The sequence below is a fragment of the Clostridium sp. genome (assembly GCF_032576335.1).
GTDB lineage: Bacteria > Bacillota > Clostridia > Oscillospirales > Acutalibacteraceae > Faecalispora.
The window spans coordinates 208,294-226,818 of record NZ_JAWFXC010000005.1 but is presented as its reverse complement, the minus strand read 5'-3'; the positions used below and the strand labels follow the sequence as shown (position 1 = coordinate 226,818).

Genomic DNA, 18,525 nt, shown 5'->3' with positions numbered 1-18,525 from the left:
AACAATGCAAGAATCTGTCCGTAAACAAATTATAAATAATTCGAGTACAAACTGTGATGAAAACACCGTATATTTCCATTATTCCACGGTACTTTGATAAATACTCCCGCCAATAAATTCACGTAAAATAGAATTTTCAGGCACTAAGCTTTCATCCATTGGCACAAACCGCTCCAATTGAGTAAGCAGGTAGCTAATGTAATGGTAATTGGGGTGTTCGGGCGAGATTTCACGCAATAGCGGAATTGCCTTGCGGCGCAGAATGCACGGCTCGTACATGTGAATGGAGTTAATCGTAATATTGCTAACGCTCTTAAACGGTCGAATGTAATTATTTTCACCATCCAGCACATTCTGCCACATAGAAAGCGTGCGCTCCGGTCCAGCACCGCGAAAGCTATAGTCGCGCACCACACGGCGTATAAAGCGTAGATCGTTATGGGTAAGCACAGCTCCCGCGCTGTCTTTAATATCCTGCTTTACACTGATATACAGCTTGAGTAAACTATCTTTGGGCAAATGAGCACTGATGCGTGGGTTTAGAGCATGAATTCCCTCAAAGATGGCAACACCATTCTCCGGCAAATCGACCGGCTTTGTTTGCCCGGTTGGCTGGTGAACGGAAAAATCGAATACCGGCACATCACATTTGCCAGATTCAATCAGGTTCATCATACAGCTTTCCAGAACCGGTACATCGAGTGCATCTACCGACTCATAGTCATGGTCCCCATTTTCCAAAAGAGGTGCCTGGCTTTCTCCACGGTAAAAATCATCCAGTGATATAGTCGCACAGCGAATCCCACGGCTCTGAAGCATCTCTTTTATTACTTCCATTGTGGTAGTCTTACCGCTGCTGGACGGCCCTGCCAGCAAAATAATCTTATTGCGCTCCGGGTTTTCCGTAATGGTATTTACAATGGAGCCCAGATAACGGCGGTAGGCCGATTCTATTTGTTCAATCATGCCGACCGGGTCAGTTTTGGCCGCCTCGTTAATCTGTTCAAGGTGATCGACATATTTTACGTAGCTATTTGCGAAATAGTTCATACAGCTCTTTCACCTGCTCCTTTCTTGCAATCATTTCCTCATGTCTGCTTACATATTCATACGGGAATTTAAAATTAAAAATACGCTTTAGTGTATCGGAGTACGGGTCCTTTACTTTGCTAACCGCACCGGCTCCACAAGCGAGAATGGTATGGGTTTCATCCATAATATACACGTTATAATCGCTGTAACAACCGGGCTTTGCCCAGCCTGTATTCTCTAAATTACCTACCATGCGGCTTTGCCGATACAGGTAATATGGTTCATATCCGGTTGCAAACAGGTTTTGCGCGGTATCGTCAAGCATTTGAGCGGCGGCCGCGGCATCGGGGTCAAACCCTTCCCGCTCCGACTGATTCAGCCGCGAGGAACGCTTCAACGCAAGCGTATGCACAGTAACACTCTCTGGGTTCAGGCGCATCACCTGCTCCAGCGTGCTTCGGTAGCCCTCCACCGTATCACCCGGCAGGCCAACAATTAAATCCATATTAATATTGTCAAAGCCCATTTTACGAGACAGCTCAAACGCAGAGAGCGTCTCCGCGGTATTATGTCGGCGGCCGATTCTCTCTAATATCTCGTCGTTCATCGTCTGGGGGTTAATACTGATGCGAGTAACACCAAATTCTTTGAGCACCTGCATTCTCTCTGGTGTAACCGTATCCGGCCGACCGGCCTCTACCGTAAATTCACGGCAGGATGAAACCGGGAAATGTGTGCAGAGAGTAGACAATAGTACCCGGAGCTGCTCCGGTGACAGGGTGGTTGGCGTGCCACCGCCAATGTAAACGGACTCCAGCTTCAGGCCAAGCTCACTTGCCACTTTAGCCGTATGTTCCAGCTCCTTACACAACAGCGAAACGTATTCGGGCATTAGGCGAATTGCTTTATCTACCGATTGAGACACAAACGAGCAGTATGCGCACCGTGTAGGGCAAAACGGAATGGAAATGTAAAGACTGTAAGATTCGGGCGTCGAACGGGAAAGAATTTTTTGCTCATTGTCCATTGTTACTACACTGAGCCTTGTTTTGTCCGGCGTTACCAAAAAGCCAGATTTAAAATGCTGTATTGCATCTTCTCTTCCCATTTGCTCGCATAAACGGCGAAGAAGCTTAATTGGCCTTACCCCGGTTAGAATGCCCCACTGCGGGCGGTAGCCGCAGCGCTCGGCAAACAGCTCAAACAGCATGACTGCCATTAGGCGTTCCGCTTCTTTGTCCATTTGTAAAATGGATTCTGGGAATGACTTGCTGTCTTGCAGCAAACGACCGCCCATGTGCAGGCGAACGGTAATTACAATTTGTCCGTTTTGCTGCTGTATGCCCGTGTATACAGCCGTCTCAGACTCCGGCAGGGACTCACTGGCCTCATATACCGTTTTAATTTCATCATAAGGCAGAAACACCCGACACAGGTTTTCCATTTCGTAATGGTATGGGTGTCCGTCAACCAATAGAACCATTAATAAAATTCCTCTTCATTCATAAATGGATTGTAACGTCTTTCTCTCTCTAAAGTAGTGGCAGGGCCATGGCCAGGGAACACATAGAAATCCCCTTCTAAGTTCGAGAGCTTTTTTAAAGACTCCATCATATCGCGGCTATTGCCGGTGGGAAGATCGGTTCTACCCATGGAGCCGCTAAACAGTGTATCGCCGCTGAAAATCGCATCATTCACAATAAAGCAGCAGCTACCTACGGTATGCCCCGGTGTATATAACACACGAATTTTTAGGCTACCCAGCTCGATGATATCTTGGTTTTCCAACAGTTGGTCTGGCTCAAAATTCTCGTGCTGTATGGAGGGTAGCATGTTGCCCTGGCTAATTGCAGGGTTGCTGGTACAGGGAGCGTCTGGGCGGGAAATACACACCTTACACCCAGTTAACTCCTTTACGCGCGGTACACCATCAATATGGTCGAAGTGACCGTGTGTTAATAAGCAAAGCGCGACCTTATCAGCGGGAAGTGCACGAATAACTTCGTCAAGCTTCGCCGATGTAAAGCCAGGGTCAATCACCGCGGAAAGCCCGGTTTCTTCATCGGTGAGTATATAGCAGTTTTCTTCCAGTAAACCGCCGGTTATTGTTTTAATATTCATTCACTGATTCTCCTTCGTTAGTCGAAAAGCTTCATAAGATAAATTACAACATATATGCCAATTTCTTCCCCTGCAACAAGCAAGGGAAGAAACCATAATAAAACTATAAAAAGTGATTTGCTGTTACGAACGGCGAACAGACAAAATGCCTTCAATACTGCTGATTTTAGAAATTACACCTGCAAGGTGGTCGATTCCATTTACGGTAATGGTCGCAGAAATAATGGTCTTACCATCCTTTGTTTCACGTGAGTTCAAAGAGTGAATGAACAAGCGCAGGGTAAACATTTGCTGGGTAAGGTCTGCAAGCAAACCGGGGCGAACCTCTGCAACAATTTCGAGAGTCGATTTAAATTCTTCCTTAACCTCGCCGCCCTCCCAATGGGCAGCGACCCAACGCTCCGGCTCCGGCGATTCTGCAATATTCCTTGGTACGTTGGGGCAGGAACGCTTGTGAACCGACACGCCAAAACCGCGAGTGATAAAGCCAATAATTTCATCGCCTGGCAACGGGTTACAACAGCGCGAGAACTTAATGAGGCAGTTTTCCATGCCGTCAATCAGTACGCCGCCTGCCGCCCGTTTTACCGGACTCTGGGGCTGCTTGCGTTCTAAAGACTGAACCGGTTTTTTGGTTTTCAGGTACTCCTCACGCAGGCGGGGCATGCTCTTCCATAGCTGAATTCCGCCGTAGCCAATCGCCGCATACACATCATCCATGGTATTGCAGCTTACCTTGCGACCGATACCAAGCAGGTAGTTCTTCAGCTCGTCATCCGTAAATGCAATGCCATTGCGTTTAAACTCGCGTTCAACCTCTGCTTTGCCTTCTTGAATGTTTTCGTCTCGGCGCTCTCGTTTGAACCACTGGCGAATCTTATTGCGCGCCTCACTCGTTTTTACAATCTTTAGCCAGTCACGGCTTGGGCCGTGATTAACCTCTTTTGTTGTGAGAATTTCAATAATCTCACCATTTTTTACTTTATAATCAATGGGAACAATGCGTTTGTCTACCTTTGCGCCTATCATACGGTTACCAACCGCACTGTGAATCGCATAGGCAAAATCAATTACCGTTGCACCCAACGGCAGGTTGATTACCTCACCCTTTGGTGTAAATACAAACACTTCTTCTGGCACAAGGTCAGACTTAATATTTCGAACAATATCGGTCGCATCGCTGTCTTTCTGGTTTTCCAGCATCTGGCGTATCCACGCCAAACGATTTTCAAGGGAATCGCCCTTGCCCGCAAGGCCAAGCTTATATTTCCAGTGCGCTGCGATACCGTATTCCGCCGTGTGGTGCATCTCCCAGGTACGAATCTGCACTTCAAACGGGATTCCCTCCGTGCCAATTACGGTAGTATGAAGAGACTGATACATATTGGGCTTTGGTGTGGAAATATAATCTTTAAAACGGTTTGGAAGCGGACGGAACATATCGTGAATAATACCAAGCACGTTATAACAGTCGTTCACGGTATCAACAATCACGCGCACGGCATAAATATCATAAATTTCATCCATGTTGCGTCCCTGCATAAATACCTTGCGGTAAATGCCGTGAATGCTCTTCACACGCCCTTGCAGGTACACATTGGGAATCATACGCGAGATGCGGTCATACACCAAGGTTTTTGTATTCTCAATAAAATGGTCGCGGTCTTTCTTACGCAGCTCCAGTGCATTCTCAATCTCTTGGCATGCAATGGGGTCAAGGTAGCGCAGCGAAAGGTCTTCAAGCTCTTCCTTAATGGCACGAATACCAAGGCGGTGCGCGATGGGGGCATAAACCTCCATGTTCTCGAGTGCCTTGTCTCGCTGCTTTTGCGGGGTCATGTACTCCAGTGTACGCATATTATGCAGGCGGTCCGCCAGCTTTATGATAATGACGCGAATATCTTCCGACATGGCAATGAGCATTTTGCGAATGTTCTCTGCCTGCTGTTCCTCTCGTGAGGAATACGGAATGCGCCCCAGCTTGGTAACACCGTCGATTAAATTTGCAATATTGACTCCAAACTGCTTTTTAATTTGATCAAGCTCTATGGAGGTATCTTCTACAACGTCATGCAAAAGCCCTGCTGCTATGGATTCCGAATCCATACCCAGCTCAACCAGTATACACGCGACCGATACAGGATGAATGATGTAAGGCTGGCCGGAAAGGCGCTTCTGCCCCGTATGGGAGCTCTCCGCAAGCCGGTATGCCCGTCCAATCAGATCCAGATCAAAATCGTGACCGCTCGTTTCCATCAATTGCAATAGATCATCATAGGTTTTTGAAGTTGTATCAGTCATGTGTAACACCATCTTCTTTGATTTGGTTAATATCACATAATATTGGAGACTCGAGCAAATTGACTTTATTCTCCGCTTCGCACAGCTCAATTTTTAGGTGCTCACCGCTTTGCTCCAGCATTAGAAGGCCACGCTCCGCGAAAACCTCCAGCGCAGTGAGCAGGCGTGCATAGCCCATTTTGCCGCCGTCGAGCCTATAAAGCAACATCGCCGCTCCACCAGACCAACCGCCACGCTCACGCAGAAAACGGTACAGCAGTGCAAAATCTGTGTAATTTGGCAAAAGCTCTTGTGCGTCTTCGAGCGTAAGGTCGTCTCCTCTTTTATATTTTTCAAATGTTAGCTTGCCCCGAATCAGGGCATCTGTATCCAATGCGGTTAGCTTCATGTCTCGAATAAACACAGAAAGCTGCATTTCACCGCGGTATTCCTTAGCATCCAGGGTAACGGCTAAATCCAATTCATCACCCGGCTCATAGGGAAACAGCTTTGCAGGAGTATGGAACAGCATACAGTTTTGTACTGTGCCATCCCTCGAAAATGTAAGGCGCAGGTGTTTTCCTTCCCCAACCGCAGTAATTTTTTCAAGCTTCATCGAATAAAGCCCAAATAACGGCGGAGGATTATCGGTTCCAAATGGTTCAAGCGCCTGTAAAAGCCCCGGCAATTCCGGGGTAAGGGTAGCAGGCCGCAGCTTGCAATCAATGCGCAAGGTTGGGATTGCCGCCGGAACCGTTGCCGCATAGCGATTCACGGCAACACGGAACGCCTCAATATTTTCAGCAGGCAGGCTGATACCTGCCGCCATGGGATGCCCGCCGAACTTTGTAAACAGCTCAGAACAGGAGCAGAGCGCCTCAAACAGCGAGAAGCCGTCTACGCTGCGGCCTGAGCCTTTCGCCTGCTCTCCAGAATACGAAATCACCATACAGGGCTTACCAAAATGGTCGACCAAACGCGCCGCCACAATGCCGATTACACCGTGGTGCCATTCCCGCCCGGCAACCACCAAAACATGGTCATATAAGCGTTCTGGGTGCTCTCTTAAATCTTCAAGAGCACTTTGGAACAATTCTGATTCTATTTGCCGACGACAGTCGTTATCATCGCAAATTTCTTCCGCCAATTCGCGTGCTTCATCGGGGTCTTCGCTGACCAAAAGGCGAACTGCTCTACCAGGTGAACCAATACGGCCAGTTGCATTAATGCGCGGCACAATGGAAAAGGCAACGTTACCCGCAGACAATTCCCGCCCAAGCATACCCGCATGTTCCAGCAGCTCACGAACGCCAAGACGATCGGAGCGCGACAGCAACTGCAAGCCCTTTCGCACCAAGACTCGATTTTCACCTGTAAGCGGCACCACATCTCCAATGGTGCCAACCGCAACTAAATCCGCATAGTTTTCGAGCAGACCTTCTAAGTCGCAATCGTCACCCTCCAGTGCCATAATCAACTTAAAAGCCACACCAACGCCTGCAAAATGCTTGTAGGGAGAGGTGTCGTCCGGCCGGTGAGGGTCTACCACTGCAACCGCATCTGGCAGTGCCTCCTGCACACGGTGGTGGTCGGTCACAATCAGCTCCATGCCAAGCTCTTTTACATATTGGGCCTCTTTTAAAGAAGCAATGCCGTTATCTACGGTAATGATTAAATTTACCTGTCGGTTGTGCAAAAATTCCACGGCGGTTTTGTTCAGGCCATAGCCCTCTCCCTCCCGCTCGGGAATATAATAAATCACATTGCCTCCACAGGATTCCAAATACGAGTATAAAATGGCTGTGGCAGTCACTCCATCCGCATCGTAATCCCCATAGATTGCAATTTTCTCAAAGTCATCCAGCGCACGGCGAATCCGTTCTGCTGCAACATACATATCTGCTGTTAAAAACGGGTCGGAAAGCTCCGACCTTTCACCCAATAATTCTTCTATCTGATCCCGCTGGTGCGCGCCCCGTATCTCTAGCAGCATTGCCAAAAAAAACGGGAGACCGTATTCCTCTGCAATTTGCGCCGCACGCTCTTTGTTCAGAGGAGACACCAGCCATTTTTTTAACCTCAATGTGTTCACCTGCCTCATGAAAATCAATTGTACCATTTTGCGCCAGAATATTCAATCATTTGACAAAAATACCACGAGCAGTTTGCAAAGAGCTCCCCCTGTAAAAAACGTACCGACTGCACACCAGAAACAACGCACCTGTAAAATCAGTTTTTGATTCGAAATACCCGATAGACACAAGAAAGGAAACACCGAATCAATTGGCTCGGTGTTTCCTTTCTTCGTGCTATTTATTAGCGTTATTACTTATGTTTCAATGCTGCGAAATCTTCTTCGTAATTCTTCGCTATCTCCATTCTGGATAAAAGGCAATACCTGCTTTATGGTCTCAAAGGGTAAATCCCACCAACTTGTTTCTATCAGTTTGTTTATAGTGGCTTCATCAAACCGCTTTCTGATTTCCTTTGCGGGAACACCCCCAACAATGGAATAAGGAGGAACATCCTTGGTTACCACAGCCCGCGTTCCTATGATTGCGCCATCCCCAATATGAACACCGGATAAAACAACGGCTTCATATCCAATCCAAACATCATTACCAACCACAATATCGCCTTTGTTGTCCCATGCGGAAGCAATGTCCTTTTGTTGTAAGCCCCATTCTTCAAAGAACAGAGGGAATGGATAAGTTGAAAGTGATTTTAACGTATGGTTAGCACTGGTAAAAATGAATTTTGCTCCACAAGCAATGGAACAAAACTTACCAATTAGTAAGCGGTCACGATTGATTGGGTAATGGTACAACACATTATTGGTTTCAAAATCCCTTGGATCGAATGCAAAGTCATGATAGATGGTATAGTCACCAACCGAGATATTTGGATTTGTAATCACGCTTTTTAAATAAACTGTATTCGTATCATTGGTACGCGGATACACTTTTCCATCTGGAATAGTCATAAAAAATCTCCTAACAATTTTGAATTAATAAACTATTCCAGCCACTACAATGCACCTTTTCACACAATCACCTGCTTTTGGATTGTTAAAGTTATAATTCATTATTTTTTACTTCTTTGATTAACTCTCGTACATCACCGTCAAGCACTGGGAATTCCAGATTTAGCTCTTTTAAAGTCTTTACAATGGTACTTAAAACAAAATAATCACGAAACCAGCGGCGATTGGCGGGCACTACATACCAAGGGGCTTCTTTGGTGCTGCAATGGGAGAGCACATCGGAATAGCAGTGCTGGTATTCGTCCCAAAATTTTCTCTCTTTTAAATCGGCGGCAGAAAACTTCCAGTTCTTTTCTGGATTTTCGAGTCTCTCTTCCAGCTTTTTCTGCTGAAAATCCTTTGAGATATGCAGAAAGAACTTGAGTAAAATCGTATCGTTATTCACGAGGTAGCGTTCAAAATCACGAATTTCATCAAACCGACGCTCCACGGTTTCATCGTTTATGCTTCTGTGCACGCGAGTGACCAGTACATCCTCATAATACGAGCGGTTAAAGACCACTATATCTCCCCGCTTTGGCGTTTTCTGGTGGACTCGCCATAAATAGTCGTGGTTCAGCTCCAGTGGAGTGGGCTGTTTAAAGTTTTCTACGTAAAAGCCATTGGGGTTAATGCCGGAGAGTGCTCTGCGCACCGTGCCGTCTTTCCCGCTGCAATCCATCCCCTGAAGCACAATTAACAGCGCATGCTTTTTCGAAGCATAGAATTTTTCTTGCAGCTCCTGAAATTCCTCATGAAGTTCTTTGCTTTTTTCCTCAATATCTTCCTTAGAAAGCCCTGCCGTATCGTCCGGGCTAAAGTCCTTCACACTGACCGACCCCTTGCTAGAGCTTATTGTAAATTTACCAAACAACCATACCCCTCCTCCATAACAACGTAAAAAGCCGCCTGAAATTAATTCCATTATATTCTTCTGCTCCCGGTATCTCAATATGCAGAGAAATAATGTAAGAAACAAAAGACAAATATGGTATTATGTAAAAATGATACTTTATGATAATACAGGAGGGCTAACTCGTGGAAACTATTCTATTTTCAGAATCACCAATTGCTAACTTTGCCGCCGAAGTGGCATTTGAAAATGATTGCAGTTACTTTTATTTATACGAAATGCAGGCGGAGGAAGAAAAGCTGAAAACCATTGCTGCCTGCTGGATTAAGAACCACGTAGTGGTAGAAGATGGTTACTCGCCCAAAGAGGACATGGTGAATGGCATACAGCCGAAAATGGCCACCTCGCTATGCCGTTACCCGCAGGATTTGTCTCTTTTTCAGGAGGACGAGCTGGAGATTGTGTGGGGCGAGGAGGGCTGCCTTGCAGGCCTGTATCAAGGCGATGAGCTCATTTGTGTAATACCCTATTGGGCGGAAGCGAATTTTGCAGGCTACTCAAAATACTCCAACAACGAAAAAATGGGGTTGTATCCCTTGCCCTTGGGGGATGGCAACGCCATGTTTCTCCGGCTTGAAAACGCCGCCCGATTCTGGAATCAGGATTTTTCCTCTGTATGGGAAAGTTACCAACAAGAATATTTGGATGAGCTTACGCAGAAATACGGTAAGTGTGTAAAATATTACGCGATTGATGGCGGAGAATTTCCACCACGCGGCTTAGCTGTATTTGAAAAAGGCGATCACCTGCTTGCCTTTACCATCGGAATGGGGTTATTCACCCAACCAGCCGTCGAGCTATTCCAGAAGGATTTTCACTTGCATGATCATATTGAGCTAGCCTTTGGCTGGAGAGCAGACCTGCCACTGGAGCCAACTCAAATCTATTCGCAAATTTCCTCCATTGCGACAATTCCATGGGCATATAAAACCTTTTTGGATCATCACCATACCATAAACCTGTGCATAGCAGATTCGTACCAGAACGCTGTTTTTATTTCTGACCGACAGGCAAAAGTACAAAACAGCAGCTTTTTGCAGCAAAAGCAGATTAATTTACTGTGGTTGATGCCGATTTCAGATACCCTGTGCCAAAAGCTGACGGCAGAGGAACCAGACTATTCCGGTGTAGAGCAGCAGCTTGAAAACAATGGGGTCCTGTTGGAACACATGTAAAACCATAAAACACTAAACTGTTTTCCACCTTTCCCATCGGAGGAAAAAATAGCGATAAAATAAGCATGAGTTTTTTCAAATTTTCATTCCGGATAATAAATAACCATTTGAAGAGTACATAGGGTATTCCCTGCATTTTGGTAGCTATGCGGCTGGTCTGCGTGAAAGCGAATGGAATTGCCCTCCGTCACTAAGAATGTTTTTCCCTGTAATTCAACCGTTAGTTGACCATGGGATACGGTTAAAAATTCTTGTGTTCCTTGTAAATGAGGTTCCGTTGATAAATACCCGTTTGCATCTAACTCAACAGAATAGATTTCAAAGCGCCGTGCGCTATGAAATGGAAAGATAGCGTAAATTCTCACCTTTCCATCATCTTCGATTAGTGGGGTTAACTGATTGCGATCAATCAGCTCCACATTCGCTTCCTGATAATGAATGAACTGGGAAAACGAAATTTTGAGTCCGTTCGATATTTTCCACAAGGTAGAAACAGTGGGGTTCACCTCACCGCGCTCGATTTGCCCCAGCATACTTTTGCTCACACCAGACAACTTCGCCAGTTGATCTAGGCTCAATTTTTTTTGCTCACGAACTCTTTTTAAGTTTTCAGAGATAAGAGCGTTTAAATGTTCCAAAGAGCTTTCCTCCTTTTTGTTGACACTATACTGCACATAATGTATTATTATATTGTACAATTCAACATCTTATACGTTATGTGCAGTATACCACATTTATTTGGAGGGAGAAAGCAGCTAAGATGAGCAATATTACCGCGTTTTTATCGTATATCCTTATTTTAAATCTATCGCCAGGTGCGAATACAATCCTCTCTATGACAAATGCAAGTCAATACAAATTTAAGAGAAGCGTTACCTTTAATTTGGGGATAGGTGTAGGCGTATTCTTCGTTATGCTTCTGTGCAGCATCTTTAGCCTAACACTCTTAGAGATTGCTCCCTCCATTGTACCAGTAATGAAATGGCTGGGAGCAGGGTACATTTTATGGCTATCATGGAAAACACTGAAAAATGAACCCATGCAAGAAGCGACTGAAAAAAAGGAAGAAAATCTATTCATGAATGGAATGCTGCTGCAATTTATAAATCCCAATACCTTTTTATATGGACTCTCTACTTTTTCCATGTTCATAACACCGTATTACCAATCAAAGCTCATCCTGCTTTTTTTCTGCCTCCTCCTTTCATTATTCGCTACTATTGCAACCGGATGCTGGACCGTGTTCGGCTTTACTTTTCAAAAAGTGATTCTCTCTCACGGAAAAATTATGCGTATCATAATGGCGGCTCTTCTCGTTTATTGTGCATATGCCGTTCTATTTAGCTAACGAATACGTAGACTAATGTCATAAACAAACTCAAGATTGCGAAAAGTGCTTGCTCATGCTACTATGAGAAAAATCACTACATATTGGGAGGTTTTAGAATGGAGCAATTTCAGAATGTTACGATTATAAAAAAGGCTAATATTTATTTTGATGGTAAGGTCACCAGCCGTACCGTGCTGTTTGAAGACGGTACACGAAAAACGCTTGGCATTATGCTGCCCGGGCAATATGAGTTTGGCACAGGCGCCAGTGAGCTGATGGAAATACTCGCAGGCACGGTAAAGGTACTGCTGCCGGGTAAAACAGAGTGGCAAAGCATCGGGGCGGGAGAAAGCTTTGCTGTTCCTGCCAACAGCAAATTCCAAATTGAGATGCAGGAGCCAGTGGATTACTGCTGCTCTTATGGAGCAGAATAATCTAGGTTGATTAAAAATACTGGAGGATTATCTCATGGGTCTTTTTTCTTCCCGTTGGCAGGAGGTCTTTTTTAGCACCAGTACAGAATCCTTTTTCCGGGGACAAAACATACTAAGAGAACACGGCATCCCGTTTCGTACCAAAACGGAAAACCGCGCTTTTCGAGATTCCAGAAATAATCTAAGCGGAAGCAGCTTTATGCTAACAAGAGTACAGTTCCGGCCAGAAAGCAGCGACGAACACCGAATCTTTGTTGCAGAGGAGAACACTGCCGCCGCTCGATTCCTCCTGCAAAACGATGAGTCAAACTCTACTAACATATAAAAAGCACCGGCTTAGCCGGTGCTTTTTATATGCAGGTGTAGCCAACAAATGATTTTACCAGCAACACTTTTTATTATAACAAGTAACAAGGGAGCGGAATCGCGATGGATTCCGCTCCCACTTTATAAAACAACTATTTCGATTGCAGCTATAAATTACGAAACTTTTACAACACCAAACGTAGTGTTTTCGCCGTTAACATCCCATTCCGCAGTGTAGCCGTCCATTTCGCCCAGGCGAATTTCATCAGCAAGCACTTCACGGCTGATTTGCTCACGGTTCTTCCACAGAAGGTCTGCAAGCATATCGTTACCATTCTGGAATACCATAATTCGGTCTGTTACCTCAAAGCCGGCATCCTTACGCATGGACTGCAGCTTGCTAATCATTTCGCGCACAAAGCCCTCTTCCACCAGTTCAGGAGTTAGGGTTGTATCGAGAACAATCGTAACACCCTTATCAGACATCGACTCAAAGCCCTCTTTCTGCACGGTTTCAATCAGCACTTCTTCCGCAGTGAGAGAAGTTTCTCCCGTTGAAATGGTAAGTGAAATAGAACCGTTTTGATCGAGCTCTTTCTTTGCCGCAGAACCATTGAGTGCTGCAAGTGCCTCGCGAACTTCATTAATTTGCTTACCGAACTTTTTGCCGAGCAGCTTGAGCTGGGGCTTAAAGCGGTAATCGGAGAAGTCAGACGCATCCGACACAAAATGAACCGATTTGATGTTCAGCTCTTCACGAATAATCTCGCGGAAGTCTTCCCCCAAATCACGCTCCGCATGAATAAAGAGAGTGGCCAGAGGTTGGCGGATTTTCATACCGGCTTCATTTCTGGCGGCACGACCTAACGTAACAATCTGCATTGCCTGCTTCATGTCCTCTTCCATCTTTGTGTCTACCATGGCTTTATTGCACTCTGGGAAGTTGCACAGGTGTACACTTTCGGGTGCTTTGGGGTCAATGCTGCACACAAGGTTGCGGTAGATCTGCTCTGTCATAAACGGAATCATGGGAGCAGCTGCCTTTGCCACGGTTACCAAAGCGGTATACAGCGTCATATAAGCACTGATTTTATCCTGAGTCATTTCTTCGACCCAGAAGCGCTCACGGCTGCAGCGCACATACCAGTTGCTCATGTCGTCTACAAATTCCTGAAGCGCACGGGCAGCCTCGGGAATGCGGTAGTTCTCTAAATGATTGTCAACATCGCCCACCATGGTATTCAGGCGAGAGAACAGCCATTTATCCAGTAATGTGAGCTTCTCTGTTTCGAGCTTATACTGAGTAGCGTCGAACTCATCAATATTAGCGTATAGCACGAAGAACGCATACGTGTTCCACAGGGTAGAGAGGAACTTGCGCTGACCCTCCACCACGGCCTTGCTATAAAAACGGTTCGGCAGCCACGGCGCAGAATTGCTGTAAAAATACCAGCGGATGGCATCGGCTCCGTACGTTTCGAGCGCTTCGAACGGGTCAACCGCATTGCCCTTAGATTTCGACATCTTTTGTCCGTTTTCATCCTGCACATGCCCCAACACAATGACATTGCGGAACGGAGCTTTATCAAACAGCAACGTAGAAATTGCCATCAGCGAGTAGAACCAACCACGGGTTTGGTCAACTGCCTCAGAAATAAAGTCCGCAGGGAACTGCTCGTGGAACAGCTCTTTATTCTCAAAGGGATAATGGTGCTGTGCAAACGGCATAGAACCGGAATCGAACCAGCAGTCAATTACCTCTGGCACACGGTTCATCTGCTTGCCGCAGTCCGGGCAGGTGATGGTAACCGCATCAATATAGGGGCGGTGCAGTTCAATATCCTCCGGGCAATTGGGAGACATTTTTTTGAGCTCTTCAATGCTGCCAATCGCATGGCGGCAGCCACATTCGCATTCCCAAATATTGAGCGGAGTTCCCCAATAGCGGTTACGGCTGATGCCCCAATCCTGCACATTCTCAAGCCAGTCGCCAAAGCGACCTTTGCCAATTGACGGGGGAATCCAGTTCACGGTGTTATTGTTGCGGATGAGACCTTCGCGAACCGCGGTCATTTTAATAAACCAAGACTCTCTTGCGTAATAAATCAGCGGGGTATCGCAGCGCCAGCAGAACGGGTAGCTATGCTCAAACTTGGGTGCGGAAAGCAGCAAGCCCCTTGCCTTAAGGTCATCCAAAATCATGGGGTCGGCTTCTTTGCAGAATACGCCGGGCCATGCGGTTTCTTTTGTCATTTCGCCTTTGCCGTCCACAAGCTGAACGAAAGGCAAGCCGTATACGCGGCCAACACGGGCATCGTCTTCACCAAATGCGGGAGCAATATGAACCACACCGGTACCGTCAGACAAGGTAACATAACGTTCGCAGGTAACGAACCAGCACTTCTCTTTGGGCTGTACAAACGGGAATAACGGCTCGTATTCCTTATATTCCAAATCGGTGCCGACAAAGCTTTCCAGTACCTCAGCTTCTTCACCCAAAACGGTGTTTACCAGTTCTGCCGCCATATAATAAACGGTGTCGTCTTTCTTTACTTTTACATATTTTTCGTCTGGATTCACGCAAAGTGCAACGTTAGAAGGTAAGGTCCAAGGTGTCGTTGTCCATGCCAGAATATAGGCGTCTTCGTTCTTCACCTTAAACTTTACAACGGCGGAGCGTTCCTTTACGTCCTTATAGCCCTGTGCAACTTCATGGCTCGAAAGAGGTGTTCCGCAGCGCGGGCAGTAGGGAACAATTTTAAAGCCCTTATACAAAAGGTCTTTCTCCCAAATCTGCTTTAACGCCCACCACTCTGACTCAATAAAGTTGTTGTCGTAGGTAACATAGGGATTTTCCATATCTACCCAAAAACCGACGGTACGAGAGAAATCTTCCCACATGCCTTTGTACTTCCAAACGCTTTCTTTGCATTTGTCAATAAAAGGCTCGAGGCCGTAGGCTTCAATTTGGTCTTTTCCGTTGATATGAAGCAGCTTTTCCACTTCCAGCTCAACTGGCAGGCCGTGAGTATCCCAACCAGCTTTACGCGGCACCTGCTTCCCCTTCATGGTTTGGTAGCGGGGCAGCAAATCTTTGATTACGCGGGTAAGCACGTGGCCAATGTGCGGTTTGCCATTTGCGGTAGGCGGGCCATCATAAAACACATAAGGCTCCGCTTTGCGGCGGACTTCCACACTCTTTTCAAACACTTGGTTTTCTTGCCAATACTTCTCTACTTCTTTTTCGCGGTCCACAAAATGCAGGTCTGTGGATACTTTTTGATACATGGTTGTACCTCCTACAATATTACAGTCACATAAACATTACACAATTTAGACTCAAACTAATAAAAGCCTTCGTCCAAAATCAGGACGAAGGCTCACTTCGCTATACCACCCTTTTACATACTGCCCATATGCTATCCCTATAACGGGGGAATCCCGGCACAGCCTACTATAAATTTCAGCCTGCGGCTCCAAAGTGATTTTCGTCTTTTACTACTCTGGCCGGGCTCACACCCTCCCCGGCTCGCTTTGCATTTGGTAAAAAGCTTACTGTCTTCGTCACAGCCTTTTGGTTATTCATATGCTGCTCTAAGGCTACCACCAAACAGGTAATTTGTCAAGAATTCTACGGCAGGCTTTTCGCCTGCTCTAATTGCAGTATTGGCTGAAAAGGCTAAGAATTATTCTGCAGAATCAACCAATTCTTTTGCTTGTCTATTGACAAAAACCGCTCTAGAAACCATACTGTTTATAAAAACACGTTCTCCCCAAACTCTACAATGCGTAGGTTGCTTATCAATGCCGACACCAGTATTCTAAATAGTAGAGACAAAACAGCAAAAGCTATTGATAATACACCGTTCTCTATCAACAAGTAAGGGAGAATAACGATATGACACAGTATGTAACCGGAACCACCATAAAATACTTGCGAGAGAAAAAAGGCTACACCCAGCGACAATTAGCGGAGCTGCTCACGGTAAGCGACAAGGCGGTATCAAAATGGGAGAACCGGCGTGGCCTGCCAGATATTTCTCTTCTGGAACCGTTGGCGAAAGCGCTTAACGTGTCCGTTGCCGAACTTCTTTCCGGTGAACAGATTACAAACAGCAACCGTGCCGGCAATATGCTGCGCACCTGTTTTTATGTTTGCCCAGTATGCGGCAACGTGATTCATTCACTCGGTGAAGGTTCTTTTACCTGCTGTGGAATCACCCTGCCAGTTCAAGAAGCCGAAGAAAGTGACGAACCGCATTTAATACAAATACAGAAAATTGAAAACGAATACTATATCACGCTCAACCACCCAATGGAGAAAGACCATTATATCTCTTTTTTAGCACTCATTTCCCCCGACCAAATTCAAATGAAGAAGCTGTACCCCGAGCAAAGCCCAGATGCCCGCTTTGCAATTACGGGCTCAGCGGTACTCTATGTGTACTGCAATCAGCATGGTCTGTACCGAACTGAGATTTCATACCAAAAGAGAGCCAAATAATAACAGCTTTCGCATTTATAAAATCCAGCATGGCGCGATTGAGCTAGAGAGCCGTAATCCAATGATTATATCAAAACACAAGGAGGAGTTCTTATGGAAAACACTGTTATTCTTTCAATTTGCCTGTTTGATGCCATTCAGAGGATTGACGATATTATTGTACGTGGAAGCATTACCGGTGAACAGATTGACAGCTATACCTTAAATGCGGGAGGCGCTGGCCAATGTGTGGTACTGATTTATGAAAAACACTACTGGCGCGCGAGTAACCGCCTGACCCTCACGGTAACGCTGGATAGTTTTGCAGGCAGAACCCGCATGCACTACGTTGGTGGCGGCGGCGGAGAAGGACTGTTCCGTTTTGACTGGGGCGCGGCAAACAGCTTTGAGGCATCCCTACTGGAAGGGTTGCAAGACGTAATTATATCTTAATTCTCCGGTTGATTACTTTATGTAAACATATTTTGTTTTGCAAAGCCCGATTGAACCCCAATTGTTTTATCGGGCCTTGCAGTATTTCAGTAAAAAAAATCCAGATTTACTCTTGTCATTCAAATTTGAATCTGCTATAATCCACTTGTTAGTTCTTTCTAACTTGTAGAATCTTAAAACTATCGCTTTCTTCCATACGATGATATTGTAAGAGGAAAATTATACCGGGCCCTCCTTTGCAGAGGGATACAAATTGCGCAATCCATAAACTATCGAAATAGATTACTTGCGGTAAGCGATGCCAGTCTTAAGTTAGTTAACACTAACCCAAAACACTGCCTTACCGCAAAGAAGAAAAGAAAAAGGAGACATACAGGAATGGCAACAAGAAGAGGCCCTCGTTTTAAAGAATGCCGCCGATTGGGAGTGAATGTTTGCGGACACCCAAAGGCAATGAACCGTGCAGGCGCACCGGCATTTAACAAAAGAAAGAAAGTTTCAGAATACAGCATTCAGCTTACTGAAAAACAAAAGGTGAAAGCATATTACGGAATTTTGGAAAAGCAAATGCTCCGTTATTACCGCGCTGCGGAAAAATCCGCCGGTAAAACAGGTGATGCTTTGCTGCAAACCCTTGAGCGCCGGCTCGACAACATGGTGTACCGAATTGGTTTTGCCAACTCCATTCGTTTGGCTCGCCAGCAGGTAACGCATGGTCACATTCTGGTAAACGGCAAAAAAATCTCTATCCCCTCTTATTCCATTCAGGTGGGCGATGTGATTACACTGCGTGAAAAATCCAGAAGCAATGAGCTGTTCCGCACCAATTTCCTCGAAGGCAAAGGCTTTGCCGTGCCGTATATCGAGCGTGATTTCAACGTATTTGGGGGCAAGCTAACCCGCATGCCTAACCGCGAAGAAATCCCTGTGGAAGTCGACGATCAATTGGTCGTTGAGTATTATTCGAGGTAACCGC

The 18,525-nt window shown here is 45.9% G+C and carries 16 protein-coding genes; 7 read left to right on the top strand and 9 right to left on the bottom strand.

Annotated features, from left to right (window positions below):
* Nucleotides 1–78 precede the first annotated feature (78 nt).
* From E7L17_RS07745 to E7L17_RS07715, 7 genes are all read right to left on the bottom strand, one after another.
* Entirely contained in the window at nt 79–1,050 is a 972-nt protein-coding gene (locus E7L17_RS07745) for a nucleoside kinase (protein WP_316322686.1), read from the bottom strand.
* Nucleotides 1,031–2,515: a coproporphyrinogen dehydrogenase HemZ gene (gene hemZ, locus E7L17_RS07740; RefSeq protein WP_316322685.1), complete on the bottom strand. Its 1,485-nt coding sequence runs from the start codon at nt 2,513–2,515 to the stop codon at nt 1,031–1,033. Before hemZ ends, E7L17_RS07745 begins: the two co-directional genes overlap by 20 nt.
* Nucleotides 2,515–3,153: an MBL fold metallo-hydrolase gene (locus E7L17_RS07735; protein WP_316322684.1), complete on the bottom strand. Its 639-nt coding sequence runs from the start codon at nt 3,151–3,153 to the stop codon at nt 2,515–2,517. Before E7L17_RS07735 ends, hemZ begins: the two co-directional genes overlap by 1 nt.
* Before the next feature lie 123 nt (nt 3,154–3,276).
* Nucleotides 3,277–5,454, bottom strand: a complete 2,178-nt coding sequence (locus E7L17_RS07730; protein WP_316322683.1) for a bifunctional (p)ppGpp synthetase/guanosine-3',5'-bis(diphosphate) 3'-pyrophosphohydrolase — start codon at nt 5,452–5,454, stop codon at nt 3,277–3,279.
* On the bottom strand, nt 5,447–7,525 hold the full coding sequence (recJ, locus tag E7L17_RS07725; RefSeq protein ID WP_316322682.1) for a single-stranded-DNA-specific exonuclease RecJ: 2,079 nt from the start codon (nt 7,523–7,525) through the stop codon (nt 5,447–5,449). Before recJ ends, E7L17_RS07730 begins: the two co-directional genes overlap by 8 nt.
* 237 nt (nt 7,526–7,762) lie before the next feature.
* Nucleotides 7,763–8,416, bottom strand: coding sequence for a CatB-related O-acetyltransferase (locus E7L17_RS07720; RefSeq protein ID WP_316322681.1), 654 nt, complete (start codon nt 8,414–8,416; stop codon nt 7,763–7,765).
* Between the two features lie 91 nt (nt 8,417–8,507).
* A complete protein-coding gene (locus E7L17_RS07715) occupies nt 8,508–9,329 on the bottom strand; it encodes a PPK2 family polyphosphate kinase (RefSeq protein ID WP_316322680.1) in 822 nt (273 codons plus the stop codon).
* A 164-nt stretch (nt 9,330–9,493) separates the two neighbouring features.
* Here E7L17_RS07715 and E7L17_RS07710 point away from each other — a divergent pair, with 164 nt between their 5' ends.
* Nucleotides 9,494–10,543, top strand: coding sequence for a hypothetical protein (locus tag E7L17_RS07710; RefSeq protein WP_316322679.1), 1,050 nt, complete (start codon nt 9,494–9,496; stop codon nt 10,541–10,543).
* Nucleotides 10,544–10,626: 83 nt separating this feature from the next.
* Here E7L17_RS07710 and E7L17_RS07705 read toward each other — a convergent pair whose 3' ends face one another.
* Nucleotides 10,627–11,181: an XRE family transcriptional regulator gene (locus tag E7L17_RS07705; protein WP_316322678.1), complete on the bottom strand. Its 555-nt coding sequence runs from the start codon at nt 11,179–11,181 to the stop codon at nt 10,627–10,629.
* A 122-nt stretch (nt 11,182–11,303) separates the two neighbouring features.
* Between E7L17_RS07705 and E7L17_RS07700 the strand changes: the two genes are divergently transcribed.
* From E7L17_RS07700 to E7L17_RS07690, 3 genes are all read left to right on the top strand, one after another.
* Complete coding sequence (locus E7L17_RS07700; protein WP_316322677.1) at nt 11,304–11,891, top strand: LysE family transporter; 588 nt, start codon at nt 11,304–11,306, stop codon at nt 11,889–11,891.
* A 98-nt stretch (nt 11,892–11,989) separates the two neighbouring features.
* Nucleotides 11,990–12,307: a pyrimidine/purine nucleoside phosphorylase gene (locus E7L17_RS07695; RefSeq protein WP_316322676.1), complete on the top strand. Its 318-nt coding sequence runs from the start codon at nt 11,990–11,992 to the stop codon at nt 12,305–12,307.
* Nucleotides 12,308–12,341: 34 nt separating this feature from the next.
* On the top strand, nt 12,342–12,632 hold the full coding sequence (locus E7L17_RS07690; protein ID WP_316322675.1) for a hypothetical protein: 291 nt from the start codon (nt 12,342–12,344) through the stop codon (nt 12,630–12,632).
* Between the two features lie 155 nt (nt 12,633–12,787).
* Here E7L17_RS07690 and ileS read toward each other — a convergent pair whose 3' ends face one another.
* The gene (ileS, locus tag E7L17_RS07685) at nt 12,788–15,901 is read right to left on the bottom strand and encodes an isoleucine--tRNA ligase (protein ID WP_316322674.1); all 3,114 of its coding nucleotides are present in this window, start codon (nt 15,899–15,901) and stop codon (nt 12,788–12,790) included.
* A gap of 610 nt (nt 15,902–16,511) precedes the next feature.
* Here ileS and E7L17_RS07680 point away from each other — a divergent pair.
* The 3 genes from E7L17_RS07680 (at nt 16,512) to rpsD (ending at nt 18,521) form a co-directional block, all read left to right on the top strand.
* Complete coding sequence (locus E7L17_RS07680) at nt 16,512–17,117, top strand: helix-turn-helix domain-containing protein (RefSeq protein ID WP_316322673.1); 606 nt, start codon at nt 16,512–16,514, stop codon at nt 17,115–17,117.
* A gap of 93 nt (nt 17,118–17,210) precedes the next feature.
* Nucleotides 17,211–17,549 carry a DUF6054 family protein gene (locus E7L17_RS07675; RefSeq protein WP_316322672.1) on the top strand — a complete coding sequence of 113 codons (339 nt, stop codon included), beginning with the start codon at nt 17,211–17,213 and terminating at the stop codon, nt 17,547–17,549.
* Nucleotides 17,550–17,927: 378 nt separating this feature from the next.
* A complete protein-coding gene (rpsD, locus tag E7L17_RS07670; RefSeq protein ID WP_316322671.1) occupies nt 17,928–18,521 on the top strand; it encodes a 30S ribosomal protein S4 in 594 nt (197 codons plus the stop codon).
* Nucleotides 18,522–18,525 lie beyond the last annotated feature (4 nt).